The sequence below is a fragment of the Micromonospora alfalfae genome, from assembly GCF_022230925.1.
Taxonomy (GTDB): Bacteria; Actinomycetota; Actinomycetes; order Mycobacteriales; family Micromonosporaceae; genus Micromonospora; species Micromonospora alfalfae.
In genome coordinates this window covers 146,219-164,999 of record NZ_JAKKFH010000027.1, presented here as the reverse complement: position 1 = coordinate 164,999, position 18,781 = coordinate 146,219, and the positions used below count along the sequence as shown (strand labels likewise).

Annotated in this window: 19 protein-coding genes and 1 pseudogene; 5 read left to right on the top strand and 15 right to left on the bottom strand. The window is 72.1% G+C overall.

The features are described from left to right. A pseudogene (locus MED01_RS23480) lies at positions 1-347 on the top strand (hypothetical protein); the annotation flags it as partial. A gap of 229 nt (positions 348-576) precedes the next feature. Next, positions 577-918 (top strand): RNA polymerase-binding protein RbpA, encoded by a 342-nt coding sequence (locus MED01_RS23475; protein WP_091398247.1) that lies wholly within the window; start codon positions 577-579, stop codon positions 916-918. A gap of 72 nt (positions 919-990) precedes the next feature. Here the strand turns inward: MED01_RS23475 and MED01_RS23470 are convergent, their stop codons facing one another. The 9 genes from MED01_RS23470 to kdd all read right to left on the bottom strand — a co-directional run bounded on the left by MED01_RS23470 (position 991) and on the right by kdd (position 11,359). After that, positions 991-1,518 carry an FxsA family protein gene (locus MED01_RS23470; protein WP_238670721.1) on the bottom strand — a complete coding sequence of 176 codons (528 nt, stop codon included), beginning with the start codon at positions 1,516-1,518 and terminating at the stop codon, positions 991-993. Positions 1,519-1,610: 92 nt separating this feature from the next. Beyond that, positions 1,611-2,420, bottom strand: coding sequence for a polyprenol monophosphomannose synthase (locus tag MED01_RS23465; protein ID WP_238670720.1), 810 nt, complete (start codon positions 2,418-2,420; stop codon positions 1,611-1,613). Positions 2,421-2,454: 34 nt separating this feature from the next. Continuing rightward, on the bottom strand, positions 2,455-4,158 hold the full coding sequence (gene lnt, locus MED01_RS23460; protein WP_372493706.1) for an apolipoprotein N-acyltransferase: 1,704 nt from the start codon (positions 4,156-4,158) through the stop codon (positions 2,455-2,457). A gap of 479 nt (positions 4,159-4,637) precedes the next feature. Further along, the gene (locus tag MED01_RS23455; RefSeq protein ID WP_238670719.1) at positions 4,638-5,975 is read right to left on the bottom strand and encodes a glutamate mutase L; all 1,338 of its coding nucleotides are present in this window, start codon (positions 5,973-5,975) and stop codon (positions 4,638-4,640) included. Positions 5,976-6,015: 40 nt separating this feature from the next. Then, entirely contained in the window at positions 6,016-6,423 is a 408-nt protein-coding gene (gene kal / locus MED01_RS23450; protein ID WP_238670718.1) for a 3-aminobutyryl-CoA ammonia lyase, read from the bottom strand. Further along, positions 6,420-7,175, bottom strand: coding sequence for a lysine 5,6-aminomutase subunit beta (kamE, locus tag MED01_RS23445; RefSeq protein WP_308193543.1), 756 nt, complete (start codon positions 7,173-7,175; stop codon positions 6,420-6,422). The genes kal and kamE overlap by 4 nt, the downstream gene beginning before the upstream one ends. Continuing rightward, entirely contained in the window at positions 7,172-8,731 is a 1,560-nt protein-coding gene (kamD, locus tag MED01_RS23440) for a lysine 5,6-aminomutase subunit alpha (protein ID WP_238670717.1), read from the bottom strand. The genes kamE and kamD overlap by 4 nt, the downstream gene beginning before the upstream one ends. After that, entirely contained in the window at positions 8,728-10,293 is a 1,566-nt protein-coding gene (locus MED01_RS23435) for an amidohydrolase (RefSeq protein ID WP_238670716.1), read from the bottom strand. The genes kamD and MED01_RS23435 overlap by 4 nt, the downstream gene beginning before the upstream one ends. A gap of 4 nt (positions 10,294-10,297) precedes the next feature. Beyond that, positions 10,298-11,359, bottom strand: coding sequence for an L-erythro-3,5-diaminohexanoate dehydrogenase (kdd, locus tag MED01_RS23430; RefSeq protein WP_504899716.1), 1,062 nt, complete (start codon positions 11,357-11,359; stop codon positions 10,298-10,300). 141 nt (positions 11,360-11,500) lie between these two features. Here kdd and MED01_RS23425 point away from each other — a divergent pair, with 141 nt between their 5' ends. Next, positions 11,501-12,907, top strand: a complete 1,407-nt coding sequence (locus MED01_RS23425) for a KamA family radical SAM protein (protein WP_238670715.1) — start codon at positions 11,501-11,503, stop codon at positions 12,905-12,907. Between the two features lie 58 nt (positions 12,908-12,965). Here the strand turns inward: MED01_RS23425 and MED01_RS23420 are convergent, their stop codons facing one another. From MED01_RS23420 to MED01_RS23410, 3 genes are read right to left on the bottom strand one after another with little or no spacing between them, the layout of a single operon-like run. Beyond that, on the bottom strand, positions 12,966-14,024 hold the full coding sequence (locus tag MED01_RS23420) for a hypothetical protein (protein WP_238670714.1): 1,059 nt from the start codon (positions 14,022-14,024) through the stop codon (positions 12,966-12,968). Next, entirely contained in the window at positions 14,024-14,587 is a 564-nt protein-coding gene (locus tag MED01_RS23415; RefSeq protein WP_238670713.1) for an RNA polymerase sigma factor, read from the bottom strand. The genes MED01_RS23420 and MED01_RS23415 overlap by 1 nt, the downstream gene beginning before the upstream one ends. A gap of 47 nt (positions 14,588-14,634) precedes the next feature. Continuing rightward, entirely contained in the window at positions 14,635-15,183 is a 549-nt protein-coding gene (locus tag MED01_RS23410) for a TetR/AcrR family transcriptional regulator (protein ID WP_238670712.1), read from the bottom strand. Between the two features lie 113 nt (positions 15,184-15,296). Here MED01_RS23410 and MED01_RS23405 point away from each other — a divergent pair, with 113 nt between their 5' ends. Beyond that, positions 15,297-16,241 carry an NADP-dependent oxidoreductase gene (locus MED01_RS23405; RefSeq protein ID WP_238670711.1) on the top strand — a complete coding sequence of 315 codons (945 nt, stop codon included), beginning with the start codon at positions 15,297-15,299 and terminating at the stop codon, positions 16,239-16,241. Between the two features lie 3 nt (positions 16,242-16,244). Here the strand turns inward: MED01_RS23405 and MED01_RS23400 are convergent, their stop codons facing one another. Continuing rightward, a complete protein-coding gene (locus tag MED01_RS23400; protein WP_238670710.1) occupies positions 16,245-17,099 on the bottom strand; it encodes a polysaccharide deacetylase family protein in 855 nt (284 codons plus the stop codon). A 269-nt stretch (positions 17,100-17,368) separates the two neighbouring features. Then, on the bottom strand, positions 17,369-17,563 hold the full coding sequence (locus tag MED01_RS23395; RefSeq protein WP_238670709.1) for a CsbD family protein: 195 nt from the start codon (positions 17,561-17,563) through the stop codon (positions 17,369-17,371). A gap of 157 nt (positions 17,564-17,720) precedes the next feature. Here MED01_RS23395 and MED01_RS23390 point away from each other — a divergent pair, with 157 nt between their 5' ends. Beyond that, positions 17,721-18,332 carry a histidine phosphatase family protein gene (locus tag MED01_RS23390; RefSeq protein ID WP_238670708.1) on the top strand — a complete coding sequence of 204 codons (612 nt, stop codon included), beginning with the start codon at positions 17,721-17,723 and terminating at the stop codon, positions 18,330-18,332. Here the strand turns inward: MED01_RS23390 and MED01_RS23385 are convergent. Continuing rightward, complete coding sequence (locus tag MED01_RS23385) at positions 18,262-18,768, bottom strand: Lrp/AsnC family transcriptional regulator (protein ID WP_238670707.1); 507 nt, start codon at positions 18,766-18,768, stop codon at positions 18,262-18,264. The two genes, MED01_RS23390 and MED01_RS23385, sit on opposite strands and share 71 nt — an antisense overlap. Between the last annotated feature and the right edge of the window lie 13 nt (positions 18,769-18,781).

The window sequence follows — 18,781 nt, the reverse complement described above, 5'->3', positions numbered from 1 at the left end:
CCGCCCGGGCGCGCGAGCAGGCCGACCGGGCCCGCGACCGCGCCGAGGTCGCCGCCCGGCAGGCCGACGACGCCCGGCAGGAGGCTGCGGAGTTGGCCGCGCGGCTGCGCGCGGAGGTGGCGGCCCTGGCCGCCCAGCGCGACACGCTCACCGCCGAGCTGACTGTGGCCCGGCAGGCCGCGGCGACCGCCGAGGGTCACCGCACCGCACTGACGGTACGGCTCGACGCCGCCGAGACCGACCGGGACCTGGCCCAGCGGCGGGTGGCGCAGCTCGGCGACCAGGTCAGTGACCTGGCGTTGGCGCTGGCACGCCTCGGCGCCGCCACTCCCGGCGACGCCACCTGATCATCGTGGCGCAACCTTCGGTAGGCTCAGGCGGTTAACCTCCCCGGTGGCAGCGGACACACCGTTGTCCCGACCCGCCCGGGGATCACCTCACCGGGTGAGCGTCCCGGCCGGCTACCCTTGGTCCCGGCCCACCCGTGGACGCCTCACGCCCTCGGGCGGGAATGGCTCGACGGGGACGCACCGTTACACCCAGAAGACCAGCACCACGAACGAGGGGAAGTCGATCATGGGCGAGCGTATGCTGCGCGGAAGCCGCCTTGGCGCGGTGAGCTACGAATCCGACCGCAACACGGAGCTCGCGCCGCGTCAGACCCGCGAGTACCTCTGCGCCAAGGGCCACCAGTTCGAGGTGCCGTTCGCCGTCGACGCCGAGGTCCCGACGACCTGGGAATGCAAGTTCGACGGCAGCGTCGCCCGACTCGTCGACGGCAACGAGCCGGAGCAGAAGAAGGCCAAGCCACCGCGTACCCACTGGGACATGCTTCTGGAGCGGCGTTCCATCGCCGAGCTGGAGGACATCCTGGAGGAGCGCCTGCAGGAGGTTCGGACCCGCCGCGGCCGCGCCTGAGCCGCACGACGCACGATGACGGCGCCCCCGGGGAAAACCCCGGGGGCGCCGTCATGTCTGTCTGGCCTGGTGTCAGTGCCGGCCGGGTTCGACGATCTCGCCCTCGATGGCCCGACCGCCGTCGACCACCACCGGCTGCTCCGGCTGCTCCGGCTGCGGGGCGGGTTGCGGCGCACCTTGGCGCACCCGCACCGTGCGGGGCCCGAACAGGTCACCGGCGACCATCGACGACACCCGCCGCTCAGTGGCGCGGCGCACCGCGGCGCGGGCCAGTCGACGCACCGGCGGCACCAGCAGCAGCAACCCGACCAGCCCGCTGACCAGTCCGGGCGCCGCCAGCAACAGCGTGCCGGCCAGCCCGACGAGCCCGTCGGTCACCTGACCACCCGGGGGTTGCCCGGCCGCCGCCGCGGCACGGAAACCACGCCAGGCGCGCATCCCCTCGCGGCGCAGCAGCACCAACCCCAGCAGGGACGCGGCGAACACCAGCAACACCGCCGCGCCGAATCCCAGCGCCCGTCCCACGCCGACGAACACCGCCAGCTCCAGCACCACCGCCAGCAACAGGGCCAACGGTACGAACCTCAGTCCTCGGCGCATCTCACCTCATCGCCATTCCTGCGGACACCACGGACGTGTTCCGCTCATCCAGCATGACACGGCCGCGCTCACGGCCACCGTGCCTGACCCGCTCACGGCCACCGCGCCTGGCCGGTGGCGGTGCCGTGCAGGCCCCGGCGTACCGCCTGGCGGCGGTCGCGCACCCCCCAGGCGGTGATCCGCCACAGCGCCTCGGCCACGATCTTCGGGCTCATCTTGCTGTCGCCGCGCTCCCGCTCGGCGAAGGTGATCGGCACCTCCACGATCCGCACCCCGGCCCGGTGCGCCAGCCGCGACAACTCCACCTGGAACGAGTAGCCCTGGGAGGTCACCGACTCCAGGTCGATGGCGTCCAACGCGCTGATCCGGTACACCCGGTAACCGCCGGTGGCGTCCGAGACGGGCATGCCCAACGCCAGGCGCGCGTACAGGTTGCCGCCGCGCGACAGCAACAGCCGCCGCAGCGGCCAGTTGAGCACCCGGGCGCCGCTGGTCCACCGGGAGCCGATCACCACGTCGGCGTCGCGGGCGGCATCCAGCAGCGCCGGCAGGTCCTCCGGGGCGTGGGAGCCGTCCGCGTCCATCTCCACGACCGCCTGGTAGCCACGCTCGCGCGCCCACCCGAACCCGGCCAGGTACGCCGCGCCGAGGCCCTGCTTGCCCTGACGGTGCAGCACCTGCACGTGCGCGTCGCCGTCGGCGAGGGCGTCGGCGATCGCGCCGGTGCCGTCGGGGCTGTTGTCGTCGGCGATGAGGATCTGCACCGCCGGGGCGGCCCGCCGGACCCGGCCCACGATCACGGCGATGTTGTCGGCCTCGTTGTAGGTGGGGATCACCACCAGCACCCGGCCCACCCCGGGCACCTCGTCCGCGCGTCGGATCGTATCGGTCGCCTGGATCACGGTTCCTCCGCTCCCGCCGGCGTACCGGCTGTTGCTATCCGGGCCTGACCCGCTGCCGCCGGCGCAGCACCGCCGCGCCGACCAGGGCCGCCGCGGCGAGCGCGGCGAGCGCCACCTCCGGCCACCAGCCGAGGCGGGTGGCGAGGGTGCGTCCGTCGTCGAGCCGCAACTGCCGCACCACGACCTCCCGGGTGTTGAACCCGGTGGCATCGCTTACCCGCCCGTCGGGTGCGACGAACCCGGACACTCCGACCGTGGAGGCCATCAACGCCGGCCGGCCGTGCTCCACCGCCCGCAACCGCACCATGGCCATCTGCTGGCGGGCCTCCGCCACGTCGAAGGTGGCGTTGTTGGTCTGCACCACCAGCAGTTGCGCGCCGCCGGTGACGGTGTCGCGGACCACCTCGTCGTAGGCGACCTCGAAGCAGATCACGTCACCGAGCACGGTGGTGCCGGCGCGTACCACGCCCGGGGTGCTTCCCGGCACGAAGTCGTTGCGGATCAGGTCGACCTTCTTGCTGACCAACCGGGCCACGTCGCGCAGCGGCACGTACTCGGCGAACGGCACCGGGTGGCGTTTCGTGTACAGCTGGTCGAGGTCCGCGCCGGTGCCGGGGTGCCACAGGATGCCCGCGTTGCGGACCTGCCCGGCGTCGGGGCCTAGCAGCACCGCGCCGACCAGGATCGGCGCGCCGATGGTGTCGGCGGCCTGGGAGATACGCGCACCGGCGGTGGGGTTGCGCAGCGGGTCGATGTCGCTGGAGTTCTCCGGCCACACCACCAGGTCGGGTCGCCGCTGCTGCCCGGCGGCAACCCGACCGGCCAGTTCGATGGTGGCGTCGACGTGGTTGTTGAGCACCGCCTGCCGTTGGGCGTTGAAGTCCAGGCCCAGCCGCGGCACGTTGCCCTGCACGATCGCCACGGTGACGGTGTCGCCGGACCCGGCGGTGGCGACCGGCACCAGCAGACCCCCGACGGTCAGCGCGACCGCCACGACGGCCGGTACGACCACCGGCGTCCACCGCCGCGCCCCAGCACCCCCCGCGCGTGCAGGGCCGTCCAGCGGGCCGTCAGCGCCCGGCGCGGCCTCGCCCGGCGCTGTGGTGGGCTCGGGTGCGTGGCGCTGGGCGGTGACCCAGCCCCGCCAGGCGGCGGTGACCAGCAACCCGCCGATGAGGGCCACGACGAAGGTGACCAACGGGGCGCCGCCCAGCGCGGCCAGCCGCAGCAGCGGTGAGCTGTCCTGGCTGAACGCCAACCTGCCCCACGGGAACCCGCCGAACGGGGTGCGGTCGCGCAGCGCCTCCTGCCCGACCCAGAGCAACCCGGTCAGCGCCGGCCACGCCCAACGGGCGCGGTCGACCAGCGGCGACACCCAGGCGGTGGCAGCGCCCAGCAAGGCCAGGTAACCGGCCTGCAGCAGCGACAGCAGCACCCACGGCAGATAGCCGGTGTGCAGGTTCGTCCAGGCCAGCAGCGGGGCGAAGAACGCCACCCCGGTCAGGAAACCCAGGCCGGCGCCGGCGCGCAACCGCCGCCGGTGCGCGGCGGCGGCCAGCAACGCCACCCCGACCGGCGCGAGCGGCCACACCCCGTACGGGGGGAACGCCACCAGCAGGGCCAGCCCGGCGGCCACGGCCAGGGGCACGGCGACCCGCAGCGGCAGCGGCCGACCGGGAACGACCGGCCGGGGCAGCGCCGCCGGGGCGTGCGTCTCGTCCCGGTCCAGGGTCGTCACCGCTTCACCTCGATCACGGGGCGAAGGTTACCTGGCTGGCGGGTGCACCGGCCGCGTCGGGCCGTCGGGCACGAACCGCCCGGCAGACATGAAATCGGGGCGCGGCTCGCGCCGCGCCCCGATGCTCCCAGGCCCTTCCCGGCCGGTGTGGCGAGGATGGGGCACGACGACCTTCGGACCGACCGGACGTGGACTGGCTGCCCCCGCCGGGCCGTTGTCTACTGGCCGTGCACCTCACCCTGCCCGTACACCGGTAACCGCGGCCGGTTCGCGCCGCCCCGCCGACCCCCGCCCGCTGGACCTGGCCGCCGCGACGATGACGCTCAAACATGTCGCTCGGCCAGCGGACGAAGGGACGAAGCGAACAACAGCCGCTTCCCGTGGTAGGACTCAAAGACGGTACGTGCCGACCCCCGTCGGTTGTCAACCCGCAGCCGGCCTGTCGTGTGTTGCGACACGGCGTGTCGGGTCGGCGAGTCTCAATGCGTACGCAGATGCTGACGCAGCAGCGCCTGCGCGGCCGCCCTGTGCTCCTCGGCGAGCAGCCCTCCGGCGGCCAACACGTAGTCGGCGTCGACCACCGCCACGGCGGCGCGCGGCAACGCCCACCCACCGGCGTGGTCGGCCAGGACCGCCGTCAGCACCTGCCCGGACACGTCCGCCGTCGAGTGCCGCAGCACCCCACCGGAGCCCACCAGCATCCGCACGTCGCGCAGGTCCCGCCCGGCCCGCTCACCGGTGGCGGCGCCCCGGGCATGCCGGCGCAGCGCCACAGTCGCGGCGAGGGTGGCGATGCGCCGGTCCACGTCCCACTCGACGTCGTCGACAGCCAGGAACGCCGGGGCGGCCGCCCGGCGCGCCGCAGCGGCACCCAGGTCGTCGGCCTCACCGGCGGCGAGCAGACGCTCCTCCACCGCGGCCCGCACCACCCCGGGGGCGCTCCACCGCATGCCCAGGTCGCCCTCCACGGTGCGGGCCCGCCACAGGCTGCCGGCGACCTCCCGGCCCGGCCCGGTGGCCCGCTCGTCGGGCGTGAGCACCGAGTACACGTCGGTGGTGGCCCCACCCACGTCGACCACTGCCAGGTCCCCGCCGAGGGTGTCGGCGAGCACCTCCACACCGGTGAGCACCGCGTCGGGGGTGGCAGCCCGCACCAACCCCGCGAACCGGGCCCCCCTCGACAGCCGTTTACCACCGATGACGTGGCGCAGGAACACCGCCCGGATCGCCGCCCGCGCCGACGCCGGGGCGAGCACCCCGATACGCGGCAGGACGTTGTCGGCGTCGGTGACCGGCACCCCGGCGTCGCGCAGCAGCCCGGTCACCTGCTCGCGCACGTCGGCGTTGCCCGCGTACACCACAGGCCGGCGCCACCGGGCCCGGGCCAGGCGGGTGGCGTTGTGGGTGACCGTGTCGGCGTCGCCGCCGTCGGTGCCGCCCACGAGCAGCACCACGTCCGGGCGGGCCGCCCGCAACGCCGTCAAATCGGCGGCGCCCAGCCGGCCGGCCGCGACGTGCACCACGTGCGCGCCGGCGGACAACCCGACCCGCCGGCCGGCCTGCGCGGTGACCAGCGGCTCGTAGCCGATCACGGCCAGCCGCAGCCCACCACCGGCCGACGAGCACACGTACCAGGGCACGTCGCGCACGCCGAGCCCGGCGGTGGCCGCCGCGACGGCGGCGTCGAGGCCGTGCAGCACGTCGGTGCCCACAGTGGTGGGCGCCGACGCCGCGCCGGCCAGGACACCGCCGGCCAGGTCCACCACCGCCACCTTCGTGTACGTGGAACCGACGTCGGCGCAGACCGCCAGGGTCACGAGTTTCCCTGTTCGCGACTGCGGGGCTCGCAACCCCGGCTCACTCCTCGCGACTCACGCTGGCGGCGGGGACGACCACGGTGCCGGTCGCGGTGACCGCCACGATCGGCGGGTCCAGGACCTCCGCGGCGGACGCGGAGCGGTCCGGGCGGCCCCGGCACACCACCGCGCAGCTCAACTCCAGGGTGCGGCTGCGGGTGCCCACCCGTGACACCTGGGCGGTGACCTCGACCACGTCCCCGGCGTGGATGGGCGCGTGGAAGCGCACGTCGGCATACCCGGCGAACAGTCCCTCGTCGCCGTCGGTGCGGATGCACACCTCCGTGGCGACGTCGCCGAACAACCCCAGCGCGTACGCCCCGTCGACCAGGTTGCCCGCGTAGTGGGCGTGCGAGTACGGCACATACCGCCGGTGCGTCACCGTCAACCCGAGCCGTTCGTCGGTCATGCCATCGCCTTCCGTTGCGTGATCAGGGCGTGCACGAGGTAGCTGGCCACCTCGCCGGGCGTGGTGCCCCGACCGAAGATCCGGTCCACGCCCAACTCGTCGGTCATCGACTCGTCGAAGCGGGGGCCACCGACGATCAGCAGCGGTCGCCGCCCCGCCGGCATCGCCTCCCGGAACGCGGCCGACATCTCCCGGGTGTTGTGCAGGTGCGCGTCGCGTTGGGTGACCACCTGCGACACGAGCACCGCGTCGGCCTTCTCCGCCCGGGCGGTCTCCACCAGCTCCGGCACGCTGACCTGCGCGCCCATGTTGGTGACCTTCAACTCCCGGTAGTACTCCAGGCCCTTCTCCCCCGCGATGCCCTTGACGTTGAGGATCGCGTCGATGCCCACCGTGTGCGCGTCGGTGCCGATGCACGCCCCGACCACTGACAGCTTGCGCCGCAACCGCTGCTTGATCACCGTGTTGACGTCCTTCGCCGACAGCAACGCGAAGTCCCGTTCCACCACCTGCACGGCGTTGAGGTCGACCAGGTGGTTGACCCGCCCGTAGACGACGAAGAACGTGAACCCGTCGCCCATCGGCTTGGCGTGCACCACCATCGCCGGGTCGATGCCCATCTTGTTGGCCAACTGCACCGCAGCGCCCTCGGCGCGCTTGTCGTGGGTCACCGGCAGGGTGAACGACACCTGCACCATGCCGTCACCGGTGGTGTCCCCGTACGGGCGCACGATCTGCTTCTCCCCGCTCACGCGGCGGCCTCCAGGATGTCGGTGGCCGGGTTGCAGTAGTCGGCCTCGTGCGCGGCGACCCCGTCGAGGCCCTTGCCCCGGTCCGCGGGCCGCTTCATGATCCCGAAGGTGCCCTCGGCGATCGCCGTGAGCAGCGTCTGCTCCCCGATGCGGTCCAGCAGGTCCAGTGCCTCACCGAGGACCTGGTTGGCGCGGCGGCGGATGAACCCGCCCGGCGCCGGCACGAAGTCCTCGTGCAGCCCACCGGCCGCGCCGAGGACGTAACGCACGTTCTGCAGGGCGATGTCCCGGTCGGACAACCACGGCGTCACCACCGCCTCGGTCATCATCCCCACCAGCAGGATGCCCTGACCGGTCAGCGCGCCGGCCAGGTTGAAGAACCCGTCGAGCAGGTTGCCCCGGAACACGTCACCGGTCATGTGCTTCGTCGGCGGCATCCACTTCAACGGCGCGTCGGGGAACAACTCCCGGGCCAGCAACGCGTGCGCCAACTCCAACCGGAACGACTCCGGCACCTCCGGGTTGATCTCGAACGCGTGCCCCAACCCCAACTGCCAGTCCGCCAACCCCGCCTCGTGCGCGAAGAACTCGTTGAGCAGCTGCGACACCGTCACCGTGTGCGCCTCGTCGACAGCGTCGGCGGTGGTCAGGTAGTTGTCCTCACCGGTGTTGATGATGATCCCGGCGCGGGCGTGCACCTGCCGGGAGAACCGCTGGTCGACGAACGTGCGCACCGGGTTGATGTCGCGGAACAGAATCCCGTACATCGAGTCGTTCAACATCATGTCGAGGCGTTCTAGCCCGGCCAGGGTCGCCATCTCCGGCATGCACAGCCCGGAGGCGTAGTTGGTCAACCGCACGTAGCGGCCCACCTCCTTCGACGACTCGTCCAACGCCGCGCGCGTCAGCCGGAAGTTCTCCTGGGTGGCGTACGTGCCGGCGAAGCCCTCCCGGGTCGCGCCCTCGGGCACGTAGTCCAGCAGCGACTGCCCGGTGGAACGGATCACCGCGATCACGTCCGCGCCGGCGCGCGCCGCCGCCTGCGCCTGCGGAATGTCCTCATAGATGTCGCCGGTGGCGACGATCAGGTAGATCCACGGCCGCTGCTTCGGGTCACCGTGGCGCTTGATGAGCCGGTCCCGCTCGGCGCGCCGCCGGTCGATGCGCCGAATACCCGCGCCGACGGCCCTGCGCGCCGCCGACCGGGCCGCCGTCGCGGCCCGCCCGGTGGGCTGGGTGAACCGCACCGACCCGGCCGCGGCCTTCTGCGCCAGCAACGTCACGTCGGTGCTGCCCTCACGGACCAGGGCGTCGAACACCGGCACCGCCACCCCGTGACCCAACCCCACGTCCGCGGCGACCGCGTCGACGAGCCGGTTCACCCACGGAATACCGTCCGGGTCGGCGCCGGTCACCCCGGCCAACCGCAGGACCGCCCGCTCCACCGACACCGTGGTGTGGCTGCGCGCCAGGTCCACTACCGGCTGCCCGGCCCGACGCGCCAACTCCCGCGCCCGCGCCACCAGCACCGGATCAAGATCAAGCTTCCCGGTCATGATGACCCTTCCTCATAGATGACCTCACCGCGCAGCACCAGGCGCCGACACACCGGCAGCGGCGTCGGGTCGTCCGCACCCCGCGCCTCCGGGTCCTCGGCCTGCAACACCGGCAGACCCCGCTCCACCCCCGCCGGCGTCGACCACACAGCGAACGTCGCCGGCGCACCCAACGCGAGGACCCCCTCGACGTCCAGGTGCACCGCCCGCCACCCGCCCCGGGTGTGCGCCGCGAACGCCGAACGCACACCCATCCGCTGCGCCGGGTTGTGGTGCGCCACTGCCGCCCGCACCGACCCCCACGGGTCCAGCGGCGTCACCGGCGAATCCGACCCGAACGCCAACGCCACCCCCACCGAGTGCATCGCACCCATCGGGTTCGACTCCAACGACCGGTCCAACCCCAACCGCGTCTCGTACATCCGGCCCGCGCCACCCCACAACCTGTCGAACGCCGGCTGCATGCTCGCCACCACCCCGTACTCCACGAACCGCGCGATCAACGTCTTGCTCATGATCTCCGCATGTTCGATGCGGTGCCGGGCCGCACGCAGCCGCTCCACCCCCAGCGTCCGCGCCGCCGCCGCGAACCCGTCCAGGACGGTGCCGATCGCCGCGTCACCGATGGCGTGGAACCCGCCCTGCATGCCGTGCGCCGCGCAGTCCAACAGGTGATCACGCACCTGCTCGACCGACAGGTACCCGTGCCCACAGCCGTCGCCGTCGCCGTACGGCTGCGACACGTGCGCCGTGCGCGAACCCAACGCCCCGTCGGCGAACAGATCCCCACCGGCGCCGACCGCGCCCAACTCCCGGGCCCGCGCCGCGCCACCCAACTCACCCCAGTACCCGTACACCTCCGGCAACCCCGCGCCGGAGATGCCCAGCAGACCGGTGAAGTCCTCCTCGTCGGAAATCTCCGGACCACCACACTCGTGCACCGCCGCGATCCCCAACGACGCCGCGTGGCCCAGAGCCACCCGCTGCGCCGCGACCCGCTGCGCCCGACTCACCGACGCCTGCGCGGCCGCCCGCACCACGTGGTGCGCGTCGCGCCGCAACCAGCCCGACGCGTCGTACCCGGCCGCCTGCGCCGCCTGCGGGCACGCCGCCAGCAACGCCGACGACACCAACGCCGAGTGGATCGACGCCTGCGACAGGTACACCCGCCGACCACCGGCGGCCCGGTCCAGCGCCGCGGCGTCCGGCAACGTCGGATCCGACCAACCCGACTCGTCCCAGCCGTGCCCGAGCACCACCGCGTCCGCCGGCAGAGCCGCCGCGAACCCCGCCACCGCGTCGAGCAACTGCCCCGCCGAACGCACACCGGACAACGCCAACCCGGACAACGCCAACCCGGTGTCGGTGGTGTGCACGTGCGCGTCGACGAACGCCGGCGTCACCAACGCCCCACCCAGGTCAACCACCCGGTCGGCCGGCGGCGCGTCACCGTCGGTCCCCAACCAGGCAATCCGCCCACCGGACACCAGCAGCGCGGTAGCGCTCGGCTCGGCGGGGCAGTGCAGCACGCCGCCGCGATACAACGTCGAGGGGTTCGTCATGACCTCAGTCTGCCGCGACCCGCGCCGCGAACAGCTGACGCACCCCCGGCTCGGCCCGCAGCAGCCCCAGCGCCAACTCCGCGTGCCCCGGCACGTACCCGTTGCCCACCAGCATCGTCACGTCCGCGGCCAACCCCTCCGCGCCCAACGCCGCGGCGGAGAAGCTCGTCGCCATCGAGAAGAAAATCACCGTGCCGCCGTCCGCGGTGGCCAGCACCGCCCCGTGCTCACAGCCCGGCACGTCCACGCAGACCACCGTCACGTCCGCCGGCACCCCCAGCGCGGTGGTCACCGCCGTGGACAACCCCACCGGGTCGCGCGCATCGGCCAACGCCACCACCGACGCCAGACCGGCGGCCACCAGCGCGTCACGCTCCGCCGACACCGGCACCACCCCGACGGTACGCGCGGCGCCCGCCCGTCGCGCCGCCGCCAGAGACAACGACCCGCTCTTACCGGCCCCACCGATCACCGCGACCCGCACCGGCGTCGGATCACCGCTACGCCGACGCTCCTCCACGTAGCGCGACACCACCCGGGCGGTCAGCGCGGGCGCCCCGCACACGTCCAGCACCGCGAGGGACAACTGCGGATCCTCGTCGTCGGGCAGCACCGCGGCGATGGAGCGCGCGAACAGGATCGCCCACCCGTCACAGGGCACCTGCTCGCTGCGCCCGTCCCAGCGGGCCAACCCGTCGGTGATCACCAGGGGCGTCAACGTCAACGACACCAGGGTGGCGACCCGCTCCCCCGCCCTGAGCCCCAGCGGGGACCGCCGACCGGCCTCCTCGACAGTGCCGATCAACATCCCGCCCGACCCGGTCACCGGGTTCTGCATCTTCCCCCGGGTCGCGATGATCTCCAGCACCTCGGCACGGACCGCGTCACCGTCCCCGCCGTGCTTCTCCGACAACTGCCGGAAGCTCGCCGCGTCCAGGTTGAGCCGCTGCACCCGGATCCGCACCTCGTTCGGCGCGATCGCCGCAGACGTGTCCAGGCGCCAGGCCGCCTGCGGCAGCACCCCCGCCGGTTGCACGACGCGGTGCAGTCCCACCGGTGACGTCACGCCAACCTCCCCCTGTCAGCCGCCCGAAGCCCCGACCAAGGCTCGCGTAACGGGAAAACTTACGGCAGACTAGTTTCTATACCGAATATTTTCCAGTAGCCTTCGGGCTTCGCTGATCAGCCGCAACACCGAGGAGGGGCCGTGACCCAGACCCAACCGGTTGAGAGCATCCCTCAACCCCGTCACGCCCCGGTCGCCGTACCGACCGCCGGGCAGCCCTACGAGTACCACCGACGCCCCCTGGTCGAACCCGACTGGACCCGCTTCCCCGGCTGGCGCCACGTCACCCGCGACCAGTGGGAATCAGCCCAGTGGCAGCGCGTCAACTGCGTCAAGAACATCAAGCAGCTCCGCGCCGTCTTCGGTGACCTGATCGACGAAACCTTCTACGCCGACCTCGAAGCCGACCAGTTGGCCCTGGCCACCATGTCCATGCTGGTGCCACCACAAATGATCAACACGATGGTGCCGTTCGCGACCCTCACCACCGAGGCGCTGCTCGCCGACCCCATCCGCCGCTACATGATCCCGGTCGCCTCCGACCGACGCACCGACTGGCCATCACACCCCTACGCCAGCCGCGACAGCCTCCACGAGCACGACATGTGGGTCGCCGAAGGGCTCACCCACCGCTACCCCACCAAGGTCCTCGCCGAACTGCTCTCCACCTGCCCCCAGTACTGCGGGCACTGCACCCGGATGGACCTCGTCGGCAACTCCACCCCCGCCGTCGACAAACTCAAACTCACCCTCAAGCCCGTCGACCGCTACGACGCCCACATCGCCTACCTCAAGGCCCACCCCGGCGTCCGCGACGTTGTCGTCTCCGGCGGCGACGTGGCAAACGTCCCCTGGCGCAACCTCGAGTCGTACCTCATGCGCCTGCTGGAACTGGAGACGGTCCGCGACATCCGGCTCGCCACCAAGGCCCTCATGGGCCTCCCCCAGCACTGGCTGCAACCCGACGTCGTCGAGGGCCTGGAACGCGTCGCCCGCACCGCCGCCCGCCGCGGCGTCAACCTCGCCATCCACACCCACGTCAACCACGCCCAGTCGCTCACCCCACTGGTCGCCAAAGCCACCCAGACCGCCCTCGACGTCGGCGTCCGCGACGTCCGCAACCAGGGCGTCCTCATGCGCGGCGTCAACGCCACCACCCCGGAACTGCTCGACCTCTGCTTCGCCCTCCAAGGCGAAGCCGGGATCCTGCCGTACTACTTCTACATGTGCGACATGATCCCCAACGCCGAACACTGGCGGGTCCCGGTCTGGCACGCCCAGCAACTCCAACACGACATCATGGGCTACCTCCCCGGCTACGCCACCCCCCGCATCGTCTGCGACGTCCCCTTCGTCGGCAAGCGCTGGGTGCACATGCTCACCGACTACGACCGTGAGCACGGCATCTCGTACTGGACGAAGAACTACCGCACCTCCATCGAATCCGCCGACCTGGAGGCGCTCAACAAGCGCTACGCCTACTACGACCCGATCGACACCCTGCCCGCCAACGGCCAGCAGTGGTGGAACGACCACCCCGACGACTGACCCACCGACAACGACACCCCCGGGGAGACCACTCCCGGGGGTGTCGCGCACTCCGTGGTCAGGCGCAGCCCAGACCCTGCGAATAGCTGGCCCGCAACGTCCCGGCCGCGATTTCGTCGGCGTACTCCCAGAACACCTCTGGCCAGTCGCCGGCCTTGTTCATGTCCCGCAGCACCCGCCACCCGTGACTGCTCCGCAACGCGTCGGCGGCCCGCCGCACCCCGGCCTCGTCCCCGCTCGCCCTCGCCCGCTGCCACTCCGCGATCCACCCGCAGCCGACCCGGGACGTCACACCCACACCAAAATGGTACGAGTCACTCACGCCGATGTCCTCCAGCGCCGCGACGTCGAACCCGGGCGGCAGCGGCACGTCGGCGAGCACCTTCGCCGCCCGCTCCCCCACCGGCATGACCATCTCCGCCGGAAGAACGGCCAACCAGGTCCGCGCGTCCACCCGGACGATGTCCGCGAGAACCCGAGCGAATTCCTTACGCGACCAGTCCCCGGAGGTCCTCATCTCCACGAACACGTCCTCGCGGGGACGCGTCAGCACCGCAAAATCACTGCCGGAATACTCGAACAGGTCACCCGGCCAGCCATCGACCCGCACCGACTTCGGCCGATTCACCTGGAGTCGATCGGCATAACGACCCGCATAACCGGACGCCGGATACCAGTTCATCTCCAACTCTTGCCCACCCCGGCGAAAACGGATCATGCCCAGCTCCTCGGTGAACCCCGACAGATCAGTCACCTTCCAGCCAGACCGATCGATCAGCAGCCGCGGGTTCCGCTCCGCCGCCGCCAGCGCCAACGGCGAAAAGACGACCCCCTCGGCCGGGGTGACAATCGGAGAAACCCCACCGCCCTCGGCCTGCCCCCGCAACACCATGGAGGCCGGCACGACGCTCATGAGCACCGCTGCCGCCGTCACCACGCCTGCGAAGCGACGCACCCGCAAGCGCCGCCGCGCAATACCGGCACCGCCCTCGACCCCCGACTCGGACACGATCTCCTCCAAAAGGGTTCGCTTCACCCCTGCGAGGTCCCCGACGCCACCGAGCCCACCCGGGTCGGCATCCCGAACCAGCCGGTCAACACGCTCATCGCCGCTCATCAGTCCTCCGTACGGGTAGGCGCGGTCAACACATCCAGCACATGTCCGGGAGGCCCCGGGTCGTCACCGACCAACCCCCGCAACCTCGCCCGCGCCCGCGACAACCGGGACCGAACCACGGCGTAACCCACCCCCAGCACCGCAGCCACCTCATGCGGCCGCAGACCCTCCCACACGGTCAGCATCAGCACCTCCCGGTCCACCTCCGCCAGGCCCGCCAACGCCGCCCGAACGGCAAGCCGCTCCGGCACCTCACTCCCCGGATCGGCCACCGAAACGACGAGCTGCTGGCGCAACCGCTCACCGAGGCGCTGCCGCCGAACACCACCACGGTGCTGGTTGGCCAACACCCGCCGGGCCACCCCGTACAGCCACAGCCGAGCCTCACCGCCGTCCGGAATGTCCTGCCGGCGACGCCACGCCACCAGGAAGGTCTCCGCGACGACGTCGGCCGCATCCTCCGGATGCGCGACCCGACGCAACGCGTACGCCAACAACGACTCGAATTCCTCGGCGTAGACCCGCCGGAAGCGGCCCTCGCCCTGCTCTGTCCCTGAGCTCACATCCAGTCCATGTCCGGTGCGACCACAACCGTGACAGCCCACACCGGTCAGGCGCGGATACCGGCGAGCACCAGATCGGCGACCCTACCGATCACCCGGGCGTTCGTCGCTGCCGGCAACCGCCGAAGCGACGCGATGGCCAACAGGCCGGCCCGCACGTCGTCCGCGCCGACGCCGTCGCGCAGCACACCCGCCGCCCGGGCCCGCACCACCAGCACGTTCAACGCCTGCGCGTGCTCCCGCCGCTCCCGCTGAAACGCCGCACTCACCTCACCTGGCCCCAACAACGCCTCGTTGAGCGCCCGATCATGGATCTGCCGCTCGGCGAACTCGCGCACCACGCCGGACAACGCCCGCCACGGGTCCGGGTCGTCGAGCGCGCGGCGCACCTGCACACCGCAGTCGTCCACCCGCTCGGCCAGGACCGTCGCCACCAACTCCGTACGCGTCGGAAAATGCCGGTACAGGGTCGCCACGCCCACCCCCGCCCGTCGCGCCACCTCCCGCATGGGCACCTCAAGCCCCGCCGACGCGAACGCCTCCCGTGCCGCCGCCACCACCCGATCACGGTTGAGCCGGGCATCGGCACGCTGCATCTGAGACATCTCCGACCGGCCTTCCTCTCACTTGACCCCACAGCGGAACGCCTGCTCCGTTTCCGGCCTACGGTACGACCATCACCCCGTCTTCCCAGGCAGAGGAGCCCCAGATGTTCGCCGTGCAGTACGACCGGTTCGGCGGCCCCGAGGTACTGCACCTCGAGACCACTCACGCGCCACGGCCCCGGGCCGGCCAGATCCGCATCCGCGTCCAGGCCGCCGGCGTCTCCCCCGTCGACGTCGGCCTCCGCTCCGGCCGCACCCCGATGAGCGCCCAACTGTCGCTGCCACACATCCCCGGCGTCGACGCGGCCGGCATCGTCGACGAGATCGGCGACGACGTCGACGGGGTCACCCTCGGCGACCATGTCTTCGGCCTCGTCGAGCTGGCCAGACTCGGCGGCGCGAGCGCACAGTTCGCTGTACTACAGCTCTGGGCGCACAAGCCCAGCACCATGCCGTGGGCCCAGGCGGGCGCGGCAGGCACCAGCATCGAGACCGCCACCCGGGCCCTCGACCTGCTGGACCTACGGCCCGGCATGACGCTCCTCGTCGACGGCGCCGCCGGTGGCGTCGGCAGCACCGCCGTCCAACTCGCCACCGCTCGCGGCGTTCACGTCATCGGCACCGCCCGCGCCGACAACCACGACTTCCTCCGCCAACTCGGGACGACACCGGTCACCTACGGCCCCGACCTCACAGGCCGCCTCGACGCCCTCGGCGTGACCCGGATCGACCGCGCCCTCGACATCGCCGGCGCCGGGTCCCTGCCCGAACTGCTCCACCTCACCGGCGACCCGACAGCGGTGCTCACCCTGGCCGACTTCACCGCCCCCACCCACGGCGTCCGACTGTCCATGGGGCAACTGGCCGGCGAACCCGACGGCCGCCACGGCCTGCCCGCCGCAGCCGAACTGTTCACTGAGGGCCGGTTCAGGGTGCCCATCGAAGCCACCTTCCCGCTTGAGAAGGCGGCCGACGCGCACCAGACGGCCGAGCACGGATCCCGCCGCGGAAAGATCGTCCTGACCGTCGACGACGTGCAGCAGGGCTGAGCCTCAGCCCTCGGCCAGCACCTCGGACAACGGCGCGGGCACCAGCCCTCGCTCCCGCAACCCGGCCAGGATGTGTGGCAACGCCTCATCCGTCATCGCTGCGTTCGCCTCGGTCACATGCATGATCACCACCGACCCGGGGCGAACGTGGTCCAACACCGCCCGCACCAACGGCTTCCACGCCGTCGCGAACGGATCGCCGCTGACCACGTCCCCGTCGACCACGGTCACGCCCAACGGCGCCAACGCGTCCAACGCCGCCGCGTCATGGCACAACCCGGGAAACCGGAAGTACCGGGTCTGCCGACCCCCGTACGGCGCGATCACCTCGAACGTCTTCGCCACATCGCCGGCCAGCTCGTCGACCGGCAGCCGGGGCAGGTCGTAACAGTCGGCGGTGAACGCCGCGTGCCCGTAGGTGTGGTTGGCCAACTCGAAGCGCGGATTGCCGGCGATCCGCCGGGTCACGTCCGGATACCGCTTGACCCACTTGCCGGTCAGGAAGAACGTCGCCGGCACCTGCTCCCGCTCCAGCAGGTCGAGGATGCGCAGGTTCGCGTACGACTTCACCCGGCCGGCCCGCAGGCTGGCCAACATCCCGTCGGTCATGTCCGCGTCGAAGGTCAGCGCGACAGTGGCCCCGGTACGCGGGCCGTGATCCACCACCGGCGCCCTGGCCCCGATCGGCGTCGCGCCCGGCACCGTCGCAACCACCGGCGGCGACGAGACGGTGCTCGGCGGCACCGCCGGAGAGACGCCCGTCGACGGCACCTCCGACGAGGCGTCGCCCGACGGCACACCGGCCGGGGTCGACGAGGCCGACGACCCGACGAAGACCGGCCGGTCCGGCGGTGGCACCCGAGACGCCGTACACGCGGCACCGCCGACAACGGCCACCGCCGCGATTACGCCACACCACAGGGGACGGAGCCGAGCGAGATTCACGCCGCCGATCATCCCAAACGCGAGCCACCCTCATTGCCCCGTGCCGACCCTGCCTCCGGTCATGGAAGCCCCAGAGGCCGCGCCAAACCCGCAAGATCGCGACAGGAAGGCCCTGGGCCCGGGGTCGCAGCACGACGGTCCCCGGGCGACGGCGCGCCCGGGGACCCCGTGGACCGCTCGGGTCACTTCGTGAAGGAGTCCTTCACGTTGCGACCAGCGTCCTTGACGTTCTGACCGGCCTGCTTGGCGCGCGCGTCGCTCTGCTGGCTGGCGCCCTCGCCACGCATCCGCTCGTTGTCGGTCATGTCGCCGACGCGCTCTCTCGCGGCGCCGGCCAGTTGCTCAGCCTTGTTCTTTGCCTTCTCGGTGAAGCTCATCGCGCCTCCTCGGTCTGGCGGTTGTCCCGGCTCGCTTGCCCGGTCTGCGGGTGCCGAAACCGGCGGTGCCGGTCGGCACACCCGCTAGAGCATCCTAGGAAGATAGGTAGTGGGAGGGTCGCCTGTCGGCACCGCCCCACGATGGTTAACTGACCGCATGGGAGAGCTCCTGCTGATCCGGCACGGCGAGACCACCTGGAGCGCCAGCCTGCGGCACACCTCGTACACCGACCTGGAGCTGACCCCCGACGGCGAGCGACAGGCCCGCACCCTGGCCGCGTTCCTGGCCGGCCGGCGCTTCGTCACAGTGCTGACCAGCCCCCGCTCCCGGGCGCTGCGCACCGCGCAACTGGCCGGGCTCACCGTCGACGCCGTCGACGAGGACCTCAGCGAGTGGAACTACGGCGAGTACGAGGGCCGCACCACAGTCGACATCCACGACGACGACCCGCACTGGAACATCTGGACCGACGGCTGCCCCGGCGGGGAGTCCCCCGCGCAGGTGGGCGAACGGCTCGACCGGGTGCTGGCCCGCGTCACCCCGCTGCTCGACCGTGGCACAGTAGCCCTGGTCGGGCACGCGCACAGCCTGCGGGTGCTCGGTGCCCGCTGGATCGGCCTGCCCCCGTCCGCCGGTGGGCGGTTACGGCTGGAGACCGCCACGGTCAGCGCGCTCGGTCACGAACACGGCCGGCAGGTCATCCTGCGGTGGAACCAGCCGGCTCCTCCGGCGCCCGGGACCGCGACCGACCCGGTGCCGCAGAGCTGATCTTCGGCGGCCGGTTCTCGTACGGCGTGGACAACACCACTGTCGTCCGGGTCGTGACGTTCGCCGAGGTGCGGATCTCCTGGAGCACCCGCTCCAGGTCGGTGGGGCTGGCCACCCGCACCAGCAGCAGGTAGAAGTCCTCCCCCGCCACCGAATAGCAGGAGTCGATCTCCGGCAGGTGGGCCAGCCGCTCCGGGGCGTCGTCCGGCTGCGACGGATCGAACGGCCGGATCGCCACGAACGCGGTCAGCGGCAACTCCAGCGCCTCGAACGACACCCGGGCGGCGTACCCCTTGATCACCCCGCGCTGCTCCAGCCGACGGACCCGCTGGTGCACGGCGGACACCGACAGCCCCACCCGCTCGGCCAGATCGGTGTACGACAGACGGCCGTCGGCGGTCAGCGCGGCGACGATAGCGCGGTCGATCTCCTCCACGGCGTGCAACCTA

What these genes read in the sequence shown, in the direction of transcription:
- MED01_RS23475 (WP_091398247.1), top strand. Translation starts at nt 577, where the DNA reads ATGGGCGAGCGTATGCTGCGCGGAAGCCGCCTTGGCGCGGTGAGCTAC.
- MED01_RS23410 (WP_238670712.1), bottom strand. Translation starts at nt 15,183, where the DNA reads ATGCAGCGTGCCGATGCCCGGCTCAACCGTGATCGGGTGGTGGCGGCG.
- MED01_RS23470 (WP_238670721.1), bottom strand. Translation starts at nt 1,518, where the DNA reads ATGCGCCGAGGACTGAGGTTCGTACCGTTGGCCCTGTTGCTGGCGGTG.
- kamD (WP_238670717.1), bottom strand. Translation starts at nt 8,731, where the DNA reads ATGACCGGGAAGCTTGATCTTGATCCGGTGCTGGTGGCGCGGGCGCGG.
- MED01_RS23395 (WP_238670709.1), bottom strand. Translation starts at nt 17,563, where the DNA reads ATGAGCTTCACCGAGAAGGCAAAGAACAAGGCTGAGCAACTGGCCGGC.
- MED01_RS23420 (WP_238670714.1), bottom strand. Translation starts at nt 14,024, where the DNA reads ATGAGCGGCGATGAGCGTGTTGACCGGCTGGTTCGGGATGCCGACCCG.
- MED01_RS23405 (WP_238670711.1), top strand. Translation starts at nt 15,297, where the DNA reads ATGTTCGCCGTGCAGTACGACCGGTTCGGCGGCCCCGAGGTACTGCAC.
- kal (WP_238670718.1), bottom strand. Translation starts at nt 6,423, where the DNA reads ATGACCGACGAACGGCTCGGGTTGACGGTGACGCACCGGCGGTATGTG.
- MED01_RS23435 (WP_238670716.1), bottom strand. Translation starts at nt 10,293, where the DNA reads ATGACGAACCCCTCGACGTTGTATCGCGGCGGCGTGCTGCACTGCCCC.
- MED01_RS23390 (WP_238670708.1), top strand. Translation starts at nt 17,721, where the DNA reads ATGGGAGAGCTCCTGCTGATCCGGCACGGCGAGACCACCTGGAGCGCC.